This is a genomic window from Alphaproteobacteria bacterium, assembly GCA_015231795.1.
In the GTDB taxonomy this organism is placed as follows: Bacteria; Pseudomonadota; Alphaproteobacteria; order Rhodospirillales; family WMHbin7; genus WMHbin7.
On record JADGAX010000003.1, the window covers coordinates 198,306 to 216,162 of the forward strand.

The following is a 17,857-nucleotide window of genomic DNA, read 5'->3' on the forward strand; positions in this document are numbered from 1 at the left end:
CAGGCGGGCCAGAACGATGAATGGCCACACGCCTAGCGGCCAGACCCGTTTGCTGGTCGTTGACGACGAAGGATTCAACCGCGAAATCCTGTCGGTGCTTCTGGAAAGCGCTGGCTATGCCGTCGATCAGGCGCAGAGCGGCCAGGAAGCGTTGGATCGCATGACGGCCAATCCCGAAGCCTATGACGCCGTGCTGCTGGATCGCATGATGCCGGGCCTTTCCGGCATGGACGTTCTTCTGCTCATGAAGAAGGACCGCAGGCTGCGCCATGTGCCGGTGATCATGCAAACCGCCATCGATGGCCAGGAAGAGATCGTCGACGGCATCCGCAACGGCGTTTTCTACTATCTGGTCAAGCCGATCCAGCGCGAGCTGTTGCTGTCGATCACCCAGGCCGCCGTCTATGACCATTCGCAGTATCGCCGTCTGATGAGCGAGGTGAAGAAGCACACCGACGCCCTGACGCTGATGAACGACGCCCGGTTTCGCTATCGCACGCCCGAGGAAGCCAACTTGCTGGCCGTCATGCTGGCCAGCGCCGTGCCCGAAGTGCCTTCTTTGGTATTCGGCCTTTCGGAATTGATGATGAATGCCGTCGAGCACGGCAATCTGGGCATCAGCTATCAGGAAAAATCCGAACTGATCGAAAGAAGCGCCTGGGCTGGCGAGATCGAGCGCCGCTTGGCCCTGCCCGAGAACCAGTCGAAATCGGTGGAAGTGGTCTATACCCGCATGCCGCACATGGTGGCCATCACCATCATCGATCAAGGACAAGGCTTCGATTGGCGCCGTTATATGGAAATGGACCCGTCGCGCGTTTTCGAGACGCATGGGCGCGGCATCGCGCTGGCCCGCAAAACCGGCTTTTCCGCCATTGAATATCAGGATCGCGGCAATGTCGTGATGGGGCTGGTCGATTTGAACCGCACCTCCCCGTCTGAGCCGGGCGTGCCATGAACGCCCGTTCGCTGGATCTGATCTTTCTGTCTGCCGGATCGTCGGCGCCTTCCCCCCCTGCTTTTTTGGGCGAGGTGACCTCGGTCGATGGCTTGGCGGCGTGCTTGGAGCTGGCCGCCCGGTCGCAGCCTGATGCGATTCTGATCGGTCTGTCCCTATCCGACGCCTTGCCCATTCATGCCGTGCGGCGATTGGCCGAAACCGTGCCCGACAGCGCCTTGGTGATATGGGCCAGTCATGAACAGGAAGAGCAGGCGCTGACTTTGGTTCAGGCGGGCGCTACCGATTCCGTGCTTTACGATCTGATGGGCGAGGACAACATCGCGTCCAGGATCGACTATGCCATTCAGCGCCACACGGCGCGCGGGCTGTTCTTGCAATCGCTTCAGGTCAAGGGCGTCAAACGCGCCCGTCCCTGGGATTGGGCTTTTGAATTGGGGCCGGATCTGAAGTTCTGCTGGTTGTCCAAGGAATTTCAGGAACGCCAGCACCTGCCCCCGGACATTCTGCTGGGGCGCACGCCTTGGGACATCGACGAGATCGAGCACGATCCCGAGCGTTGGCGCCAGTACATCATGGATTTTGAGGCCCGCAAGCCGTTCCAGTCGCTGGCTTGCCGGACCAGGGACAGCGATGGCGCAAGGCGCGCCTTGCGCATGTGGGGCGATCCCGCCTTTTCCCCGGACGGCGAATTCCTGGGCTATGCCGGAACCGGCGTCGATATTACGAGCGACGTGGAAAGCACGACCCGCCTTTCCGACGCCTACGAACTGTTGAAAGACATGTTCGACGATTTGCAAAATTATCGCGAACGGTTGGAAGAAGATTTGGAGGCGGCGCGCAACAGCCAACGCGAATTGTTGCCCAAGCAAGAAATGCTGGCCGAAATCGAGGCGGATGCGAAAGTGCGTCTCAATTATTATTTCGAGCCGACCTCGGAACTGGGAGGCGACATCTGGGGCGCGGTGCCGCTGGGCGGCGGGCGTTTTGCCCTGTATTTGGCGGATTTCTCCGGCCATGGGGTGGCTGCGGCCTTGAACACCTTTCGCCTGACGACCCTGATTCAGGAGCATGACGAGCGCAGGGACGAGCCAGCGGCCTATCTGGAAATCCTGAACGCCAGGCTGAAGGAAAACCTGCCCACCGGTCAATACGCCACCATGCTTTACGGCATCGTCGATCCCAAGGCTGGGCTGTTTCGCTATGCCGCCGCCGCGTCGCCCCGACCGCTGGTTGCCGATTTGAAAACAGCGACCGTGGAACCGGGCGAAGGGCGCGGCTTGCCTTTGGGCGCCGTCGGCGGCGCTAAATTCCAAGTGAGGGAACTGGCGATCAAGCCTGGATCGTTGATCATGCTGGCCAGCGATGCGCTGGCGGAAAGCCCGGATGTCGACGGCAAGATGCTGGGCAAGGACGGCGTCGCCGAGTTGCTGCGATCCGTGGCCCAGGACAAGCGCAGCGAGACCAACGCCTGGAGCCTGCTGGACCCCTTCTTCAAGAAGGTCGAGCGTCCGCTCAAGGACGATCTGACCGTCATCACCTGTCAGATACTTTAGCGCGCAAGCCATTGCGCGCCGCCTTCTCGATTTCGATGACGATGAACAAAACCAGCGCCGACAGGCAGATGGGACCCCAAGCCGACAGGGGCAGGGATTGCGTGTGGAAAAAAGCCTGCATGAAGGGAAGGTAAGTGAAGGCCGCCTGGAACAAGAGCATGACGGCGACCGAAATCAGAACCGGTCGGCTTCCCAACAGGGCGCGCAGGCGCCATGCCGGGGCATCCAGATATCGCATGTTGAACAGATAGGCGATTTCGCAGGCGACCAGCGTGTTCACCGCCACGGTTCTGGCCTCGTTCAAGGATGCTCCGCCTTGGATGGCGTGCAGATACAGCCCGAAACTGGCCGCGACGACAAAGGCGGTCACAAGGAAAAGCCGCCAGAGTTGAAACGGCGTGATCAGCGATTCGTCGGGCGAGCGGGGCGCTCGCAGCATGACGCCCGGCTCGGCCGGTTCAAAGGCCAGCGCCATCGCCAGCGTGATGGCGGTGACCATGTTCACCCACAAGATTTGCACCGGCGTGATGGGCAATTGCGTGCCCGCCACCACGGCGGCCAGAATGACGAAGGCTTGCGCCATGTTGGTGGGCAAAATATAGGCGATGGATTTCTTCAGATTGTCGTAAACGCCACGCCCTTCCAGAACGGCGTCGGCGATGGTGGCGAAATTGTCGTCGGCCAGAACCATCATGGCGGCTTCCTTGGCCGCCTCGGTGCCGCTGATTCCCATCGCCACGCCGATATCCGCCTTTTTCAGCGCCGGGGCGTCGTTGACGCCGTCGCCGGTCATGGCCACGATTTCGCCCCTGGCCTGAAAGGCAGAGACCAGACGCAGCTTATGTTCTGGCGTTGCGCGCGCCACGATGCGCGTGCTGGCCAGGGCTTGCGCCAATTCCTTGTCGTCCAAGCCGTCGATGGCCTTGCCGGTCAGGACCGGGCTGCTGGCGTCCAGCCCCATCTGACGGCCAATGGCCCTGGCGGTTTCGGCGTGATCTCCGGTGATCATGCAGACGGAAATGCCCGCTCCCTTGCAGGCCGCCACGGCGGCGGTGGCTTCCTCTCTGGGCGGATCGATCAGCGCCATCAAGCCCAGGAACTCCATGTCGTGCATGGCAAGGCCAATGTCCGAAGCTGGGGTTGTGACGTCGATATCTCCGCGGGCCAGGGCCAGAACGCGCCGCCCGTTGGCCGCCTGCTCGTGGGCCAGAAGTTCCCACTCATGCCGTCTGGCCGGATCGCACAACAACAGCACGCTTTCCGGCGCTCCTTTGACGTAAAGGCGCGCCGCAGCCTCGCTAAAGCCATGCAGCGTCGCCATCCGCTTGACTTTTGAATCGAAGGGGATTTCCCCCAGGCGCGGCTGGCTGGCGCGAAGCGCATCTGGATTAAGCCCGCTTTCGACGGCGGCTCGCATCAAGGCGGTTTCGGTAGGCGCGCCCTCGATATGCAGAACGCCGTCCACATGGCGGACGGCTGAATCGTTGCAAAGCAGGGCGGCTTCCAGAAGGGCGCGCTCGCCCAATGGCGACGGCAGCGTGGCGGCCACGGTCATCTTGTTTTGCGTCAGCGTGCCGGTTTTATCCGAACAGATGACGGTGACCGACCCCAAGGTTTCCACGGCGGGAAGTCGGCGGATCAACGCCTTGCGTTTGGCCATGCGCCGAACGCCCACCGCCAGGGCGATGGTCAGCACGGCGGGCAAACCTTCGGGGATGGCGGCCACGGCCAGTCCGACGGCGGCCATGAAGGAATCGTCCAAGCTGAATCCCCGGCCCAGCCAGGCCAGAAGGAAAGCGGCGCCGGACAGGGCCAGAATGGCGAAGGCCAGCCAGCGGGCAAAGGCTTCGATGCGGCGCAAAAGGGGCGTGGTCAGGCTTTCGACCGAAGCCAGCAGGGCGCCGATGCGGCCCATTTCGGTGGCTTGGCCGGTCGCCACGGCAACGCCGCTTCCCTGTCCTTGCGTGACCAGCGTTCCGCCATAGGCCATCGAGAAACGTTCAGCGAGTGCGGCGTCTTGGGCAACCGAAGAATCGGTCTTGTCGACAGGAACGGACTCGCCCGTCAACGCCGCTTCCTCGATCTGCAAGGCGTTGGTCTTCAACAAGCGCAAATCTGCCGGAACGCGGTCGCCAGCCTTCAGATACAAGATGTCTCCGGGCACGATTTCGGCGGCGTCTATTCTGACGATATGGCCGCCTCGCTGAACCAGGGCGGTTTGCGACATCATCTTGGCGATGCTGTCCAAGGCCTGTTCCGCTTTGCCTTCTTGCAGATAGCCGATCAGCGCATTGATCAGCACGACGCCGACAATGACCCCGGTGTCGATCCAGTTTTCCAGCGCCGCCGTGCCGACCGACGCCGCCAGCAGGACATAGATCAGAACATTGTCGAATTGCTTCAAGAAGCGCTTGAAGGCACTTTCGCGCGTCGTCCTGGCCAGGAGATTGGCGCCAAAGCGAGTTAGCCTGTCTTTGGCATCCTGGCCGCTAAGGCCATTTGTATCCGCCTGCAGAAGTAAAAGCGCCTCGTCGGGCGCAAGTGCGTGCCAAGCATGAGACGGCGGAAGCTGGATTTCGGTCATCAAACCTGCTGATCAGTGGAGGGTGTCGAGAATCCGATTTTCCAGCCTTGAGACCCGGATGTAAAGGTTCAGGCTGCGGTCCATCAGGCTTTTCAGGGATTTAGGCAAATCTTCCGAATAATTAACAAGATCGCGCAGGCAAATTTCCTGCGCGCCCAGGCGGTTGTCGGGCTTGAAGGCCTCGTCCAAGGTGACCTCGCCAACCGCAACGGCGCGTTGCATCAGCAGCCAAGCCATTACCTGAGTGAGGCGCGACGTGACGCGCATCGATTCGCATGAAACGCCCAATCGACCGGCTAGTCCAAGGCGCAGGCGGTCCCTGGGTTCGACATAGGCCACATAGTTGCGGGCCTCTTCCACCAGGGACAGGGCCTCGTCATAGGTGCGGCTGAAGAAGACTGGCTGGATGCTGGCCATCCCGGCTCTCCTTGTCCCCGTAAACAGGATAGGTAATTTGCATGTAAGAATTTGTTGTCGAAAAAAAAGAGGGGACTTGACGGGAAATCGAAGCGCACTACATCCCACTTCGGACGGTCGCCCAATCGGGGGCCGCCCGGACAATCAACCCCATGTTGCTTCATCAGGAGGATATGGCTATGCAACCCTTTGATCTTTCACCCTTGTTCCGTTCCGGCATCGGTTTTGACCATCTTGAGCGGCTGCTTGACAGCGCGCGCCGTCTGGATGACCAGACCTTCGCCTATCCCCCCTACAACATCGAAAAGACCAGCGAGGAAGGCTATCGCATCAGCATGGCCGTGGCCGGTTTTTCAAGCGAAGATCTCGACATCACGGCCAAGGAAAATCTGCTGGTGATCTCGGGCAAGGCACGCAAGGAAGCGGAGCCCGCCCAATATCTGCATCGCGGCATTGCCGGTCGCTCTTTCGAGCGGCGCTTCGAACTGGCCGATCACATCAAGGTGGTCGGAGCCAGATTGGCAGACGGCCTGCTGCATGTCGATTTGGTGCGCGAAGTCCCTGAAAGCCTGAAGCCCCGCACGATCTCCATCCAAACGGGCTCCATCCAAACGGGCGTCGACGGGCAGCCCAAGGTGATCGAGGGCAAGAAGGCGATCGAAAGCAAGGCGGCTTAAGTCGCCTTGATCGGGGGGAGGGCGTTGCCTTCCCCCCCTTTCCTATTTATTTGTTTATTTGCCGATTCCCAATGTGCCGAAGATGTCGGTATTGGTGTCCGGACGTTCGATGTCGGGCAGGCCAGAGGCTTGGCTGGGCAGGTATTGACTTTTGTTGCCCAGGGCTTGGTTGGGGTCCAGGCAGACGAAACTGGCCAGATGTGGCACCGTCAGCCGGCATTGCCAGCGCTGATATCCCAGGTAATGCGCCGTCTTCTGACCCTTGGCGCATTCCTCTCCCGCCATTTTCTTCAATGTTTCCAGGCTGTCGCCCTTGCTAAAGCAGATCGTCACCTGCTCGTACAAGGCCTTCGAGCGCCCCGTCTTGCCCAGATCGGGGATTTCGACAAAGGGTTCGGGCCTGGAGCAGGCGGCCAGAGCCAAAGCCAGAAAAAGGGCCGGAACACAGAGGCGCAAGCCTTGAAAGGTCATGGAGGGAGCCACCAAGTCATTATCCAGTCCTTATGTAACCAACGTTGATAATGTAGAAAAGAGTTAATTCTGCCTGTTGCCAGAAGGGGCGGGGCTGTTTACCATCCTGAAAAGCCTGAATCACGAGGGAGTTGCGGCATGACCGAACCAAAAAAGCGCTTTCGTCTGGTAACCCGCAGCGATTTTGACGGCTTGGTTTGCGCCGTCCTCCTGAAGGAACTGGATTTGATCGACGACATCAAATTCGTTCATCCCAAGGACATGCAAGACGGAAAGGTCGAGATCAGCGAAGGCGACATCACGACCAACCTGCCCTATGTCGATGGCGTACATCTGGCCTTCGATCACCATCTTTCGGAAACGATCCGGGTGGGGCGCAAGGAAAACCACATCATCTCGCCCGATGCGCCCTCGGCGGCGCGCGTGGTCTATGATTATTACGGCGGCAAGGCCCGCTTTCCCCATATCGCCGACGACATGATGGAAGCGGTGGATCAAGGCGACGCCGCCCAATTCTCGGTCGATGAAATCCTGCATCCCAAGGGCTGGCCGCTTCTGAACTATCTGATGGACGCCCGCACGGGTTTGGGACGCTTCAAGGAATTCAGGGTTTCCAATTATCAGTTGATGATGGATCTGATCGCCTATTGCCGCAATCACAGCATCGACGAAATCATCAATCTTCCCGACGTCAAAGAGCGGGTCGAGCTGTATTTCGAGCATGAACCCAAGTTCAAGGATCAGATCAAGCGCTGCTCGACCGTGCACGGCAATCTGGTGGTGCTGGATCTGCGCAATGAAGACATCATTTATTGCGGCAACCGCTTCATGATCTACGCGCTGTTCCCCCAGTGCAATATCTCGATCCATGTGCTGTGGGGCTTCAAACAGCAGAACACCGTGTTCGCCATCGGCCATTCGATCGTCAATCGCACGTCGAAAACCAATGTCGGCCCCCTGTGCCTGGAATATGGCGGCGGCGGCCATGAAAAGGCCGGGACCTGCCAGGTGGCGAACGAGGATGCCGAGACGAAGCTGGCTGAGATCGTGAAGAAAATTACCGCAGACGGATAAGTGTTCTTCAACAAGAACACGTCCGGCCTGACTCCTCTTGCGGTTTTCCGCGATCTCAAGGATCGCGGCGAACTGAAGCCCGATCCTGCCCAGTCCTTGGTTGCCGAGAAGCTGGAAAGCCTGTTTCACGCCTTGAAGGATTATCACCCCAGCCAGGGCGAGACCGGCTGGCGCGAGCGTTTCGGCCTGACAAGGCGCAAGGAGACCGAAGCGCCCCCCATGGGCTTGTACATTTACGGCGAAGTCGGGCGCGGCAAATCGATGCTGATGGATCTGTTTTTCCAAACGGTCACCATCGCGGGCAAGCGCAGGGTTCACTTTCATGAATTCATGCGCGACATCCACCAGGAAATTCACAAATGGCGACAGATGCCGGGGCGCGAGAAGTTGGATCCGCTTCCCAGGCTGGCCCGGCAGATAGCGGAAGACGTTTGGCTTTTGTGCCTGGACGAATTGCAGATTTTGGACATTGCCGACGCCATGATCGTGGGGCGTCTGTTCCAGTCGCTGCTGGATAATGGCGTGGTGATCGTCGCCACCTCGAACCGCCCGCCGCACGATCTGTATAAGGACGGGTTGCAGCGCGAGCGATTCTTGCCCTTCATCGATCTGATCAATCAGCGCTTCGACGTGGTGGAACTGGCCTCGGGCCAGGATTACCGGCTCAACCGCCTGAAGGGGCATCCCGTCTATCATGCGCCCTTGGGGGCCGAGGCCGAGGCGGCCCTGGAATACGCCTTCACCTTGCTTTCCGCAGGCGCGCCGGAAGAGGAAATCGCCATCCAGGTTCTGGGCCACGAGTTGAAAGTGCCGAGAGCCAGGGACAAGGTGGCGCGCTTCACCTTTGCGGATTTATGCGATTCACCCCTGGGAGCCGTCGATTACCTGGCCCTGGCCTCGCGCTTCGTGGCCCTGATCGTGTCGGAAGTGCCCTTGCTTAGCCCGGACCGGCGCGATGCCGCCAAACGTTTCGTCACGCTGATCGACGCGCTTTACGATCACCGCTGCATTCTGGTCTGTTCGGCCGCAGCGCCGCCCGAAGACCTGTATCCCAAGGGCGACGGCGCTTTCGAATTCCAGCGCACGGTCTCGCGCCTAACCGAAATGCAAAGTCGCGATTATCTGGCCAGCAGCCATTTGGCCTGAAAAAGCCGCTACTGCTGGATGAACACGTCCTTGGCTTTGGCGTGGCCGAAATAGCGCCGCCAGAACTGTTCCAGGTTCTTGCGCGTTTCCAGGGGCAGGGGCTTGCGCATTTTCGTGGCGTTGTCGTAGTCGAAATCGCTAAAGCCGAAGCCGTAGATCTGGACGTGGGCGTCCTCGAAATTGCCAAAACCGCTGCTGCTGCGAATTTTCAGCAGCGCCTCATCGACCTCGAAATTGCCCATCGGCTTTTCGGGCGGCAGCATCAGAATGTCCTTTTCCAGCAAATCGCTGACCAGAATCAGGCTGCGAACGCTTTTTTTAGGCAGGTTCATGCTGGCGGCGCCGATGGTGCCGATGATCACGGATTTCTTGATGGCGTTGTTCTTGGACCAGCCGTACTTCGCCATTTTCCAACCGTTGTTCATGGCGTCATTCAGCATCGGCGCGAATGATTCGTTGTCGTGCTCCAGCCGTGACGAATTAAGCGGCCGGTCGAAGACGCCTTGTTTTCTGCCCGGCTTGCATTCTTCGAACAAGCGGTCGCGCTTCAAGGAATCATCGACGATCGTTTCGATGACCACCTTCTGCCCCGGTTCGACGTTCGCAACCAGCCAGGTCGCCGCTTGCTCAAGCGACCTTTGAAACACGCCTTCCGGGCGACTGGTCAAGTCGATCAGCACCAGCACGATCTCGTCGCCAGACTTGTAGGCAGAGCAATACTCGCCTTTGGCCATGGCCGGTCTTGCCAGCGCCAGTGCCGCCCAGACAAGAGTCAGAAGTTTTGCAAGGCGAAGCATGATCACATCCTTTCATAGCGGTCGCGCAGCCGGTCGACTTCCAGGCTGATTCTGGCGTCGCCGAAATATGCGGGCAGGCCCATCTTGCGCGCGCGCTGATTGGCGTTTTGATAGGCGGCCAGCTTGCGGCCAAGGACGAACAGGACGCGGTTGACGATGCGGTCCCGGCGCCTCGTCAGGTTGTCGATGTCGTTTTGGGCGATCTTCACCTCGGCCTCGTAGCGGCTGGTTTCGTTGGCGAGATTGCGCAGCAGCACATCATTCGTCTCTAGGAAGCGGCGGCGCTTGTCCTGGAAATCGCGCTCATGCTTCTCGAAAAGCGAAGCCGCCTTGTTGCGTTCGATGTCCAGGCGGTGATAGTCGGGATCGGGGTCGTGGCGCAGCCAGGAAAGCAGCAGGCCGGTCACGAAGATGGAAATGTTGATGATCAGGAAGAAGATTCCGCTTTCCACCGTGACGTCGCTGACGCCGTTGGTGGCCGACAGATAGGAAAGCCGCAAGTCGTAAACCAGCCAGATGATGCCGCCGGAAAGCAGCAGCAAGAGAACCGTCTTGCCCCAGAACAGCCAGCGCCCCAGCCGACCGACGTCTTTAAGTAATTCGTCTTGCTGGCGCAGGAGCTTGGCGACCATATGGGCGAAGAAGATGAGCAGGACGCCCAGGGTTACGGCCAGGAAAAAGGCGACGAAAAGCGATTCCTTGAAGACCTGCTGCATGGCGGGCAGGTTGATGGGAATTTCCGAAAGCGCCAGACCCGCGAACAGAAAGAAATAGATCCAGAAGCGCACATAGACTTGAAGCGGGCGGCGCAACTCTTCGCGCTTGCCTTTCAGTTGATCGTCGAGGTCCAAAAAAGTACTGCGCTTTTGTTCGTAGACGGCAGAGAGATCGCCCTCGCTTTCGCGCATTCTCGTCAGCTTGGCCTCGCGTTCCTTCAACAGGTTCTCGCGGCGCGAGGGAAAGCTCTCGACATATTGCCGCTTGCTGTCCCTTTCATCTTCCAGCCTGGCTCGCTGGTCCTGAATTTCCTGCATGAAGTCGCCCAGGTCGGTTTCGGCCCATTTGACCAATTCGACCTCGTAGGGAGACAGGTTGTCGGTCCCCGGCAGGGGGAAATCCTTCTTTCCGTCCTCCTCGCCGCGTTCCCGGTCGCGGGTCAGGTCACGGTCGGTGAATGTGTCGTAATAGGTCAGTCGGCTGCCTTGTGCGCTCATGGGTCCCCCGCAGGCACTCTCTAAAGTCGTTACATGCGACTATAATGCCCCAAAAAAAACAGTGTCAACGACAAAGCGTCGTGATAGATGTTGTGTATTGGATACAAAACAAGCAATACGAGATATCGGTGCTGCCACCTGAAATTGACCCTCCGGCTGGTTCCGAACAGCGATGGCAAAGGCTTGAAGCCGAGATCGAGGCACGTTTGGTCCGGTTGACCCAGGCCGCCTCGCAGCGGCGGCTCTTTCAATCCAAGACATGGATGGCGTGGATTGAAAACCAGATCCGTTCGGCAACCGCCTACGGCGCCCTGGCTCGGCAGAAGGGTTCGCACATCCAGTCGCCTGCCGAACTGGAAGCCGAGATGTTGATCTGGCTGGCGGCGGTTGATCGGCAGTTGGACGAAAATCGCAGGCGCTGGGAGTATCTTTCGTATGGGATCGAGGTGGGGCTGGCCGCTTTCCTGGCCGCCTTGTTGGCTTTCGGTCAAGCCGGGACGTTGCTTGCCTTCGTGAAGAGGGCTTTGGGCGACACGGCTTTCGCCGAGGCCATGGCCGGAATGGCGCTGGGTTTCATGGCCTATGTTCTGATCAATGCAGCCATCGGACTGGTCGAGAGAAATCACGGGCGGCATCGTCCCGCCGTTCTACTTCTGGCCGAATCGCTACGGGTCGTACTGCTGTCGCCGGTGGCGTTGGGCATCATCGGCGGCCTGGCCCTGCAATCGGCGGCAATGGCCGATTGCAACAGTGGCAGGGCGCTGTGTTTTCCTGTCTCGCCCTGGCTGCTGGGAGGGGTGGCTGGATATCTGCTGGCGGTGCTGCATTACAACCGCTTGTTCACAGCGTCGAACGAAGACCGAAAGAAGTTGATGAACACAGCCCTGGCAGGTTGGATTGGACGTCTGTTCCAACGCCAGAAAGCGTCCGAGGGCGAGGGCGGGAGCTGAGACGAGGTCGGTTAGGCCAGCTTTTGGGAGAGGTCCTCAAGCCACGTGATTCTGGCTTCGGCCTGCTTGATTTCCATGTCCAGCCAGGAAATCAGATGTTCCGATGTGCCGCTTTCCGATTCCTGGCGCTTCAGGTCGATCAGGCGGGCGCGTTCCGTTTCCACGGCATCGGTCAGGATGGCGGCTTGCTCGGCTTGCTCGTCGGCAGGCAACAGATGCAAGAAGCGCAGCTTGAGGGCGACGACCAGTTTGGTCAGATCGCTGCCTGACCGCAAACGAGCGGTCAGCAATGAGATCAGTTCCTTGCGGCCCGCCTCGGTAATGGCCAGCAGGGCATCGTCTTCCATCCCCTTGCCGTCGATGGCTTCGACCAGCCCCTCATAGCGCAGCAATTCAAGATTGCTGGACATCATCTCCAGCGAAGGGCCGACCAGACGCGTCACGAACTGACGGGTGCGGCCAGCCAGGTCGCTATAGCGGCGCGACTGCTCGGCCGCCAAGCCCAGGGCGCAGAGCCGCACACTTTCCTTCGGCGTCAGGGTAAAGTCAGGAAACATGCCCGCTATCTAACCAGTGCGATTTATTCGCATCCAATATAGGCAGATTTCGCCCTTTCGTCCAGGGCCGACGCTAAATAAGGCGATTAACGCCTATTCGGCGGCGACGGCTTCCTTGCTCAAGCCCAAACGCTGCCAAACGTCGGCGAAGGCATCGACCAGCTTGTCCATCATCTTGTCGTCATGCAGCGGCGTCGGCGTGATGCGCAAACGCTCGGTTCCCTTGGGAACGGTCGGATAGTTGATGGGCTGCACATAGATGTTGTGGCGGAACAAAAGCTCGTCGCTGGCCTGTTTGCACAAGGCGGCGTTGCCCACCATCACCGGCACGATATGGCTGACCGAGGGCAGGACCGGCAACCCTAGTTTCTTGAGGCGCTTCTTCAAAGTGGCGGCGCGTTCCTGATGGCGTTCGCGCATTTCGTTGTGTTGGCGCAGATAACGGATGCTGGCCAAGGCCGCTGCGGCCACGCCGGGCGGCGGCGAGGTCGAGAAGATGAAACCCTGGCCGAAGCTGCGCACGAAATCGACCATGGCGGCGGAACCCGCGATATAACCGCCGACCACGCCGATGGCCTTGGCCATCGTGCCCTGGATGATGGTGATGCGGTCCAGGACGCCGTCGCGCTCGGCGACGCCCGATCCTTGCAGGCCATACATGCCGCAGGCATGCACTTCGTCGCAATAGGTCATGGCACCGTGCTTTTCGGCGACGTCGCAGACGTCGGCCATGGGGGCGATGTCGCCATCCATCGAATAGACGGACTCGAAGGCCACCATCTTGGGCTGATCCTTGGGATATTCGGACAGCATCCGGTCGAGGTCCTTGACGTCGTTGTGCTTCCAGACATGCTTGTCGGAACGGCCGTGGCGGATGCCCTCGATCATCGAATTATGGTTGAGTTCGTCGGAAAAGATGACCATGCCCGGAATATGCGCGCCCAGGGTGGACAGCGTGGTCTGGTTGGCGACGTAACCCGAGGTGAACAGCAGCGCCGCTTCCTTCTGGTTCCAGTCGGCCAATTCCTTCTCCAGCAGCACATGGTAATGGTTGGTGCCCGCGATGTTGCGCGTGCCGCCTGCCCCCGCGCCGCAAATTTTGACCGCCTCGACCATGGCGTCGATCACCACGGGGCTAAGCCCCATGCCAAGATAATCGTTTGAACACCAGACGGCGACATCCGCCACCTGCCCATCGATCCGATAGTTCTTGGCATAGGGGAAGGACCCCGCCTGTCGTTCAAGATCAATGAAAACGCGGTAACGGCCCTCGGTCTTCAACTCGGCCAGACGGTCTTGGAAAAATTTCTCGTACTTCATGCGCATCCGCTCCGGAAGTCGGCGAATCGTTCCGCCAACGGGAAGGTCGCATCTTAATAGCCACAAAGGAGGGGAGCAACCCTTTGCTTGACAATGCGGCTTGGCGCTTACCCACAGGCGCTTGGACTTTCCATCGTCGGTGAAAGCGGCTATGCTGGTTTTCGGTTATCGCGTTGGAATTAAGGGGAAACTGGAAAAGGGTGCATGGAGGCGATTGAAGACGCATCCGCGCCGGCGGGTTTCGCCGCGCTGGCTGGAGGGCTGGGAGAGGCCGTATCCCTGATCGCGTTTCGCCGCGAGCGCAAGCCAGCGGGCGAGGTGGCTTATTCATGGTTTTCCCCTGCGGCGCAAAGATTGTTCGCTGGCGCCTTCGACAATCAGGCCCTGCCCGGCGTTCCTGCTGCCGTTCATTGGGCCGACCGCGATCAACTGGCCCAGGCCATTAGCCATTCCGCCGAGACGCTGGAAGTCAGTCGGGAATCCTTCAGGGCGATCACCCCATCCGGTGAGGTGATTTGGCTGGAAGGGGCCGCCAAGCCACAGCGGCAAGCAGACGGCACGGTCGTCTGGATGGGCGTGTGGACGGACGTCTCGCCTGGAAAACGCGCCGAGCTGCGGCTTGATCTCATTCTTGGCCATGCATCCGACGGCATCATTCTGATCGACGAGACAGGGCGGATCCAACTTGTCAACGCGGCCGCCTGCGACTTGTTTGGCTATGGGCAAGCGGAGCTTCTGGGCCAGCCGGTCGGCCACCTGATGAACGACCGGGATGCGCAGGAACACAACAACAGCATTCAGCGCTATCTGACCAGCGGACAAGCCAGCAAGGTGGGCAAGGGGCCGGCCGAGCTGACGGCGAAGCGCAAGGATGGCAGCCTGTTTCCGCTCGACCTGTCGATCAGCGAGGTGCGCTCGGAGGGCAAACTCTATTTCATCGGCATCGGACGCGATGTTTCGTCGCGCAAGGCCACCGACGAACGGCTGGAATTTCTGGCCTATCACGACCCGCTGACCGGGCTGGCCAATCTTGCCCGCTTCCGGTCGGACCTGGACGATCTTTTGGCCCAGCACAAGGCAAGCGGATCGCCGATCAATCTTTTGTCTCTGGGCATCGACGGTTTTTCCTTCATCAACACCACCCTTGGCCATCAGGTCGGCGATGCCGTGTTGAAGGCCATCGCGCACCGGCTTGTCGCCTTGGCAGGACCTCAGGCGCTGGTCGCCCGTGTCGGCGGCGACCGTTTCTTCGCCGTTCTGCCCGATGTGGCGCCCGGCAGGCAGATCTCCGAGCGGGTGGAGCGCATTGCGCGCGGCATGAAGGACCCTTTGAATGCCGAGGGCCAAGAGTTCGAATTGTCGGCAGCGGTCGGCGTTTCCGTTTGGCCCAAGGATGGCGAAGATGCCGCCAGCCTGATTCGCTATGCCGAGGCGGCACACGACCAAGCCAAGTCGATCGGCCCCGGCAGCGTGCAGATATTCACGCAGGAATTGGGCGAGAAGGGGGCCAAGTCGCTGCGTCTGCAAAGCCGCATCCGCAGGGCCATCGAGAACCAGGAATTCACCGCCTATTATCAGCCGCAAGTGGACCTGAAAAGCGGGGCCATCGTGGGCATGGAGGCGCTGGTGCGCTGGTTCACGCCCGAAGGCCCCATTTCACCCGTCGATTTCATTCCGGTGGCCGAGGAATTCGGCCTGATCGATCCGATCAGCGAAGTGATGGTCATGGCGGTTTGCCGCCAGCTTCGCGAATGGCGGGGCAAGGGGATCGCCTGCGTGCCGGTGGCGGTCAATATTTCCTGGCGCCAGTTCAGGAATCCCAGGCGGCTGCTGGCTTCGCTGGATGAAGCCCTGACCGCCACCGGCGTCGATCCGGCGCTGATCGAAATAGAGCTGACCGAAAGTTCGGCCATGCAGGACATCGCCCAGGCCATCGCCACCATCCATATGCTGAACGAGCGCGGCCTGAACTGCGCCATCGACGATTTCGGCACCGGCTATTCCAGCTTAGGCGCGCTCAAGCGTTTTCCCATTCACAAGCTGAAGGTGGATCGCTCGTTCGTGATCGATCTTGACACCGATCCCAACGACGCCGCCATTGTTAGCGCCATCATCGCCATGGCGCATGCGCTGAAATTGAAGGTGGTGGCGGAAGGCGTCGAGACCGAAAGCCACCTCAAATATCTGCGCGAATTGGGGTGCGACACCCTGCAAGGTTATCTGTTCAGCCCGCCCGTGGCGCCGGAACGGGTCGAGGGTTTCCTGCGCGAAGGCAAGAAGCTGGAAAGTTAAGCCATCACATCTTCGCCATGGATGCGAAGGATCAGTCTTCGACCAACCCCTGCATGGCCAGCGTCGCATAGGTTTCGGCGATTTCCTCCAAGCTGGCGCCCTTGCCTGGACGGTACCAACGGCTCATCCAGTTCAGCATTCCCAGCAGCCCGAAGGCCACCATCTTGGGGCTAAGGCCAGGCTTGAAACTGCCGCTTTCCTGGCCCTGGCGCACCAGTTCCGACCACAGGTCGGTGTAGTTTTTCCACATGCCGCGCAATTCTTCGAGTTTCTCGTCTTCGCTGAGATTCGACAATTCGCGCATGGTCAGCGTCAGTTCCAGATAGCCGGGGGCCAGCGATTGGACATGGCTGAGAATGGCGGTTTTCAGCTTTTCTGGAAATCCCATCGGGGCGTCCAGAATTTGCTGGATCGACAACAAAAGCGCAGTGCTTTGCGGAAGCACGATCTCGGCCAGGATCTCGTTGCGGCCCTTGAAATAATAATAGATGGCCTCGCGCTTAACGCCGACGGCTTGCGCGATATCCTCGATCGAAGTCTGGCCGACACCCTTGGCCTCGAAAATCTCGGCGGCGCAGCGCAGGATTTCATCCCGGCGCGACGGTGAGGTTTCGTTTTTTCTGTACGGCAATCGGGATCCCATGATACCCCCAACCTCGTTCTGGTGCGTTTTGTTTTAGGAAAACCTAATGTTTAATTACGCATACCATAGCAGATTTAAGAAAAAGCCACTATATTCAGAGTCATGCTGAATCGACACGGCATCCACCTGCCCCGCAGCCGCAAGAAACGCCTGATTCTGGGCTGGGCCTTGGTGCTGGGCGGCATATTGGGCTTCCTGCCGGTCGTGGGCTTCTGGATGTTGCCCGTCGGCGTTGCCGTGCTGTCGGTCGATTTGCCGCGCATCCGCCGCTTCAGGCGCAGATGCGTGGTTTTGTGGGGCAGGCGCAATGGAAAGGAAAAGCGCACATGAGCATTGGCATTGAAGGGGCCGAGCGCTGGTTCGAAGACTACCGCCAGGGTGCCGTGCATCGTTTCGGATCGATCATGGTCGAGGAACGAGAGCTGTTGGATTTCGCCAAGCGCTTCGATCCGCAGAGCATTCATACCGATCCCGACAAGGCGGCCGCAGGACTGTTCAAGGGGCTGATCGCCAGCGGTTGGCACACCGGCGGGTTGATGATGAATCTGTACGCCCGCTATTATCTTTCGGAATGTTCCAGCATCGCTTCGCCCGGCATCGATGAATTGCGCTGGCCAGCACCCGTGCGGCCGGGCGATCAGTTAAGCGTGCGGGTGACCATCGAGGAAGCCAGGCCTTCGGCCTCGAAACCCGACCGCGGGCTGGTCCGGACCCTGATCGAAGTGCTTAATCAGAAGGACGAGATCGTCATGAGCATGCGGGCCATGAACATGATATTGCGAAAGCCAAATCCATGAAACGCATCTTCAGCCAAATTACCTTTGATTCCCAAGGCCTGATCCCAGCCATCGCCCAGGATCACCAGACCGGTCAGGTGCTGATGATGGCCTGGATGAATCGCGAGGCGTTGGAAGAGACCCTCAGCACCGGCCATGTCTGTTATTGGTCGCGCTCAAGATCCAAGCTGTGGCGCAAGGGCGAAAGTTCCGGCCAGCAGCAGCGCTTGGTCGAACTGCGCATCGATTGCGACGGCGACACCATTTTGATGAAGGTCGAGCAGAAGGGGGTGGCCTGCCATACCGGGCGCAGAAGCTGCTTTTATCGCCTAGCCAAGGATGGCGCTTGGGCCGAAACCGATCCGGTGCTGATCGATCCCAAGGATTTGTACGGCCAATAGAGGTGACAGCCGGTTCTGGCCGTG

18 protein-coding genes are annotated in these 17,857 nt (G+C 59.6%); 10 read left to right on the forward strand and 8 right to left on the reverse strand.

Annotated elements, in window-relative coordinates:
- Nucleotides 1-16: 16 nt before the first annotated feature.
- Together HQL44_08610 and HQL44_08615 are read left to right on the forward strand one after the other, a co-directional pair.
- Nucleotides 17-958 (forward strand): response regulator, encoded by a 942-nt coding sequence (locus tag HQL44_08610; protein MBF0268641.1) that lies wholly within the window; start codon nucleotides 17-19, stop codon nucleotides 956-958.
- Entirely contained in the window at nucleotides 955-2,514 is a 1,560-nt protein-coding gene (locus HQL44_08615; GenBank protein ID MBF0268642.1) for a SpoIIE family protein phosphatase, read from the forward strand. The genes HQL44_08610 and HQL44_08615 overlap by 4 nt, the downstream gene beginning before the upstream one ends.
- On the opposite strand, the gene HQL44_08620 is transcribed toward HQL44_08615, so the two are convergent.
- Both HQL44_08620 and HQL44_08625 read right to left on the reverse strand, forming a co-directional pair.
- On the reverse strand, nucleotides 2,495-5,098 hold the full coding sequence (locus tag HQL44_08620; GenBank protein MBF0268643.1) for an HAD-IC family P-type ATPase: 2,604 nt from the start codon (nucleotides 5,096-5,098) through the stop codon (nucleotides 2,495-2,497). The genes HQL44_08615 and HQL44_08620 overlap by 20 nt on opposite strands.
- Nucleotides 5,099-5,110: 12 nt before the next feature.
- Nucleotides 5,111-5,515 carry a DUF1465 family protein gene (locus tag HQL44_08625; GenBank protein MBF0268644.1) on the reverse strand — a complete coding sequence of 135 codons (405 nt, stop codon included), beginning with the start codon at nucleotides 5,513-5,515 and terminating at the stop codon, nucleotides 5,111-5,113.
- 179 nt (nucleotides 5,516-5,694) lie between these two features.
- On the opposite strand from HQL44_08625, the gene HQL44_08630 reads away from it, so the two are divergent.
- Entirely contained in the window at nucleotides 5,695-6,192 is a 498-nt protein-coding gene (locus HQL44_08630; protein MBF0268645.1) for an Hsp20 family protein, read from the forward strand.
- Nucleotides 6,193-6,246: 54 nt separating this feature from the next.
- Here the strand turns inward: HQL44_08630 and HQL44_08635 are convergent, their stop codons facing one another.
- Nucleotides 6,247-6,663: a hypothetical protein gene (locus HQL44_08635; GenBank protein MBF0268646.1), complete on the reverse strand. Its 417-nt coding sequence runs from the start codon at nucleotides 6,661-6,663 to the stop codon at nucleotides 6,247-6,249.
- Nucleotides 6,664-6,801: 138 nt separating this feature from the next.
- Here HQL44_08635 and HQL44_08640 point away from each other — a divergent pair, with 138 nt between their 5' ends.
- Complete coding sequence (locus HQL44_08640) at nucleotides 6,802-7,737, forward strand: exopolyphosphatase (protein MBF0268647.1); 936 nt, start codon at nucleotides 6,802-6,804, stop codon at nucleotides 7,735-7,737.
- A gap of 27 nt (nucleotides 7,738-7,764) precedes the next feature.
- Nucleotides 7,765-8,883 (forward strand): AFG1 family ATPase, encoded by a 1,119-nt coding sequence (locus tag HQL44_08645; GenBank protein MBF0268648.1) that lies wholly within the window; start codon nucleotides 7,765-7,767, stop codon nucleotides 8,881-8,883.
- An 8-nt stretch (nucleotides 8,884-8,891) separates the two neighbouring features.
- Here HQL44_08645 and HQL44_08650 read toward each other — a convergent pair whose 3' ends face one another.
- Nucleotides 8,892-9,680, reverse strand: a complete 789-nt coding sequence (locus tag HQL44_08650; GenBank protein ID MBF0268649.1) for a hypothetical protein — start codon at nucleotides 9,678-9,680, stop codon at nucleotides 8,892-8,894.
- 2 nt (nucleotides 9,681-9,682) lie between these two features.
- Nucleotides 9,683-10,894 (reverse strand): hypothetical protein, encoded by a 1,212-nt coding sequence (locus HQL44_08655; GenBank protein ID MBF0268650.1) that lies wholly within the window; start codon nucleotides 10,892-10,894, stop codon nucleotides 9,683-9,685.
- Nucleotides 10,895-11,157: 263 nt separating this feature from the next.
- Between HQL44_08655 and HQL44_08660 the strand changes: the two genes are divergently transcribed.
- Nucleotides 11,158-11,844, forward strand: coding sequence for a hypothetical protein (locus HQL44_08660; GenBank protein MBF0268651.1), 687 nt, complete (start codon nucleotides 11,158-11,160; stop codon nucleotides 11,842-11,844).
- A gap of 11 nt (nucleotides 11,845-11,855) precedes the next feature.
- Here HQL44_08660 and HQL44_08665 read toward each other — a convergent pair whose 3' ends face one another.
- Nucleotides 11,856-12,401 (reverse strand): hypothetical protein, encoded by a 546-nt coding sequence (locus HQL44_08665; protein ID MBF0268652.1) that lies wholly within the window; start codon nucleotides 12,399-12,401, stop codon nucleotides 11,856-11,858.
- 93 nt (nucleotides 12,402-12,494) lie between these two features.
- Complete coding sequence (gene hemA, locus HQL44_08670) at nucleotides 12,495-13,721, reverse strand: 5-aminolevulinate synthase (protein ID MBF0268653.1); 1,227 nt, start codon at nucleotides 13,719-13,721, stop codon at nucleotides 12,495-12,497.
- Between the two features lie 204 nt (nucleotides 13,722-13,925).
- Here hemA and HQL44_08675 point away from each other — a divergent pair, with 204 nt between their 5' ends.
- Nucleotides 13,926-16,013: an EAL domain-containing protein gene (locus tag HQL44_08675; GenBank protein MBF0268654.1), complete on the forward strand. Its 2,088-nt coding sequence runs from the start codon at nucleotides 13,926-13,928 to the stop codon at nucleotides 16,011-16,013.
- A gap of 31 nt (nucleotides 16,014-16,044) precedes the next feature.
- On the opposite strand, the gene HQL44_08680 is transcribed toward HQL44_08675, so the two are convergent.
- Nucleotides 16,045-16,644 carry a TetR family transcriptional regulator gene (locus HQL44_08680; GenBank protein MBF0268655.1) on the reverse strand — a complete coding sequence of 200 codons (600 nt, stop codon included), beginning with the start codon at nucleotides 16,642-16,644 and terminating at the stop codon, nucleotides 16,045-16,047.
- Between the two features lie 114 nt (nucleotides 16,645-16,758).
- On the opposite strand from HQL44_08680, the gene HQL44_08685 reads away from it, so the two are divergent.
- The 3 genes from HQL44_08685 to hisI are packed head-to-tail and all read left to right on the forward strand — an operon-like array spanning nucleotide 16,759 to nucleotide 17,833.
- Entirely contained in the window at nucleotides 16,759-16,986 is a 228-nt protein-coding gene (locus HQL44_08685; GenBank protein MBF0268656.1) for a hypothetical protein, read from the forward strand.
- Nucleotides 16,983-17,453, forward strand: a complete 471-nt coding sequence (locus tag HQL44_08690) for a MaoC family dehydratase (protein MBF0268657.1) — start codon at nucleotides 16,983-16,985, stop codon at nucleotides 17,451-17,453. Before HQL44_08685 ends, HQL44_08690 begins: the two co-directional genes overlap by 4 nt.
- Nucleotides 17,450-17,833, forward strand: coding sequence for a phosphoribosyl-AMP cyclohydrolase (gene hisI / locus HQL44_08695; protein MBF0268658.1), 384 nt, complete (start codon nucleotides 17,450-17,452; stop codon nucleotides 17,831-17,833). The genes HQL44_08690 and hisI overlap by 4 nt, the downstream gene beginning before the upstream one ends.
- Nucleotides 17,834-17,857 lie beyond the last annotated feature (24 nt).

Coding starts and splice junctions, on each gene's coding strand:
- HQL44_08610 (MBF0268641.1), top strand. CDS start 17: ATGAATGGCCACACGCCTAGCGGCCAGACCCGTTTGCTGGTCGTTGAC.
- HQL44_08615 (MBF0268642.1), top strand. CDS start 955: ATGAACGCCCGTTCGCTGGATCTGATCTTTCTGTCTGCCGGATCGTCG.
- HQL44_08620 (MBF0268643.1), bottom strand. CDS start 5,098: ATGACCGAAATCCAGCTTCCGCCGTCTCATGCTTGGCACGCACTTGCG.
- HQL44_08625 (MBF0268644.1), bottom strand. CDS start 5,515: ATGGCCAGCATCCAGCCAGTCTTCTTCAGCCGCACCTATGACGAGGCC.
- HQL44_08630 (MBF0268645.1), top strand. CDS start 5,695: ATGCAACCCTTTGATCTTTCACCCTTGTTCCGTTCCGGCATCGGTTTT.
- HQL44_08635 (MBF0268646.1), bottom strand. CDS start 6,663: ATGACCTTTCAAGGCTTGCGCCTCTGTGTTCCGGCCCTTTTTCTGGCT.
- HQL44_08640 (MBF0268647.1), top strand. CDS start 6,802: ATGACCGAACCAAAAAAGCGCTTTCGTCTGGTAACCCGCAGCGATTTT.
- HQL44_08650 (MBF0268649.1), bottom strand. CDS start 9,680: ATGCTTCGCCTTGCAAAACTTCTGACTCTTGTCTGGGCGGCACTGGCG.
- HQL44_08655 (MBF0268650.1), bottom strand. CDS start 10,894: ATGAGCGCACAAGGCAGCCGACTGACCTATTACGACACATTCACCGAC.
- HQL44_08660 (MBF0268651.1), top strand. CDS start 11,158: ATGGCGTGGATTGAAAACCAGATCCGTTCGGCAACCGCCTACGGCGCC.
- HQL44_08665 (MBF0268652.1), bottom strand. CDS start 12,401: ATGTTTCCTGACTTTACCCTGACGCCGAAGGAAAGTGTGCGGCTCTGC.
- hemA (MBF0268653.1), bottom strand. CDS start 13,721: ATGAAGTACGAGAAATTTTTCCAAGACCGTCTGGCCGAGTTGAAGACC.
- HQL44_08675 (MBF0268654.1), top strand. CDS start 13,926: ATGGAGGCGATTGAAGACGCATCCGCGCCGGCGGGTTTCGCCGCGCTG.
- HQL44_08685 (MBF0268656.1), top strand. CDS start 16,759: ATGCTGAATCGACACGGCATCCACCTGCCCCGCAGCCGCAAGAAACGC.
- HQL44_08690 (MBF0268657.1), top strand. CDS start 16,983: ATGAGCATTGGCATTGAAGGGGCCGAGCGCTGGTTCGAAGACTACCGC.
- hisI (MBF0268658.1), top strand. CDS start 17,450: ATGAAACGCATCTTCAGCCAAATTACCTTTGATTCCCAAGGCCTGATC.